Below are 2,266 nucleotides of genomic sequence, written 5' to 3'. Positions count from 1 at the left end.
GGTGGCGGCGGTCGGGAGGGAGGTCGTGCGAAATGAACGGTGACATCGGCGGCCGGCCGCTCTCGCGCCGGGCGTGGCTGGGGTTGATGGCCGCGGGGGCGGCGGCGGGCCTCGTAGGGACCCGGCGGGGCCGCGCCCGGGCGGCGCCCGCGCTGCTCCGGCGCCCCATCCCCTCCACCTCCACTTGGCACATTAGCGAGAGCATCCCCGCCGTCGGCCTCGGGACCTGGCGTACCTTCGACGTCGGCGACTCGACCGCGGAGCGCGAGCCGCTCAAAGAGGTTCTCCGTCGTTTCGTCGCGCTGGGCGGGCGCGTCATCGACTCCTCGCCGATGTATGGGGCGGCCGAGACGGTGGTGGGCGACCTGGCGGCGGACCTCGGGATCCACGACTCGCTCTTCCTCGCCACCAAGGTCTGGACGACCGGGCGCGAGGCCGGCGTGGCCCAGATGGAGCGCTCGCTTCAGCGCCTCCGGACCCGGCGCCTCGACCTGATGCAGGTCCACAACCTGGTGGACTGGCAGACCCATCTCCGCACCCTGCGGGAGTGGAAGCAGGCCGGCCGCCTCCGTTACCTCGGCGTCACCCACTCCACGGCCGGTGCCTACGGGGAGCTGGAGCGGGTGATGCGGAGCGAGCCGCTCGACTTCGTGCAGCTCAACTACTCGCTCGGCGAGCGGGAGGCCGAGCGCCGCCTCCTGCCCCTCGCCCGCGACCGCGGGATCGCCGTCCTGGTGAACCGCCCCTTCGCGGCGGGCGGCCTGTTCGGGCGGGTGCGCGGGCAGCCGCTCCCGCCCTGGGCCGCCGACTTCGATTGCGAGAGCTGGGCGCAGTTCTTCCTGAAGTGGATCCTGGCCCATCCGGCCGTCACCTGCGTGATCCCCGCCACGAGCCGGCCCGAGCACCTGACCGACAACATGCGGGCGGGCCAGGGGGCGCTGCCGGACGCCGCCACCCGGGAGCGCATGGTCGCCTTCCTCGCCGCCCGCTGAGTCGGGGCTCCCCCGTTGCCTCCCCCGCTCGGGGCGTGCTACGCTCGGCTGGCCGGCGAGGACCCGACGCACCTTGGAGGGACCAACTCCGCTATCAGTTGCGTGGCGTTTGGGCTGCGGATGACGGATTACGAGGAAGTGTATCGGCAGTTCGATCCGCCGTTCGAAGCATTCGATAACTCGATGCTGGGCGCGGAGTTTGCCGACGAGCTGGCGACCACGAGTCGCTTGTGGTTTGCGTGCGGGTATCGGCCCGGCATCGTGGCGTATCTGAATTTCTTTTTGCTGCGCGACGTTATCATCACCCACGACACGGCGTATCCACCCCGGTTCGAGTCGCTGCGCTCGATGGCCGCGTCGTTCTACCAGACCGACCTGTTCATCCGGGACGTGACCGATTCTGGCGCGAAACCCACGGGCGGGATTTCCAGCAAAGCCGTCCGCGCCGGCCTGCAATCGATCATGCGCCGCCACCAGCGCATCTCCATACCCGTGTGGATGATGACCTACTTCGGGTTCAGCCTGGTGGAGAACGTCGAAAGACAATGCGCGCCGCTCACCGACGAGCAGAAACGTCTGCATCTGGCCTACATGACCAAAACCTACCGGATCATGGGTATTCCGTTCTCGCAGCGACGCGAGCTGATGGAGCAATTCAGCCGCGGGGTCGAAGAGGTCCAGGCTGGTCCATCCCCCAATCTGGAAAAGCACGCCGGCCACATTCTCCTCATCGGCGAGATGGTGGGCGTTTCATCCCGGTACGACCCGATCGCGGGGATGCTGCCGGAGAAAACGCGCGCGGTCTTTGAGGGTATTTACGAGCGCGTTCGTCCCAACGCTTTGGTCCGGCAAGGCGCGCGCGTGCTCGGCCGCGTGTTGATGAAACAAGCGATCGGTCAACCACACCCCGCTGTACCCATCACCGACTGACCCGCCACCTCCTCCCTCCCCCTCCCGTGTGACGACCATTCGGGCGTCAGGGTTGTCGCGGGCGCGACAACTTTACGCGCCGCCCGGGTGCCGACCTCCTCGGCAGGCCAGGAAAACTCCTGAAATCCCAAGGGGTTCCTGGCCGAGGCTTCCTGGCACATCTTTTGCTTGTAGCCTCAGGCATCATGGACTCACCTCGCGCTCTGCCCACCATCGTCGTCGCCGACGACGATCCGGAGATGCGCGCCGTCCTCAGGGACTTCCTCTCCCGGACCGGCTACGGGGTGGTGGAGGCGAGCGGCGGAGGCGAGCTTCTGGACCTGCTCGCGCGGGTCACGGCGTCG

The 2,266-nt window shown here is 68.2% G+C and carries 3 protein-coding genes; all 3 read left to right on the top strand.

Translation table 11 applies throughout. The annotated features are described in order from the left end of the window. The first annotated feature begins 32 nt into the window (after positions 1 to 32). Complete coding sequence (locus HY703_02550; protein ID MBI4544057.1) at positions 33 to 992, top strand: aldo/keto reductase; 960 nt, start codon at positions 33 to 35, stop codon at positions 990 to 992. 120 nt (positions 993 to 1,112) lie between these two features. Next, a complete protein-coding gene (locus HY703_02545; GenBank protein MBI4544056.1) occupies positions 1,113 to 1,922 on the top strand; it encodes a hypothetical protein in 810 nt (269 codons plus the stop codon). 185 nt (positions 1,923 to 2,107) lie between these two features. Further along, positions 2,108 to 2,266 (top strand): hypothetical protein (locus HY703_02540; protein MBI4544055.1); only part of this gene is annotated, 159 nt, incomplete at its 3' end.

Source organism: Gemmatimonadota bacterium (genome assembly GCA_016209965.1).
Taxonomy (GTDB): domain Bacteria; phylum Gemmatimonadota; class Gemmatimonadetes; order Longimicrobiales; family RSA9; genus JACQVE01.
Note: the sequence above shows the minus strand (reverse complement) of the source record. Positions and strands in the feature narration are given on the sequence as shown.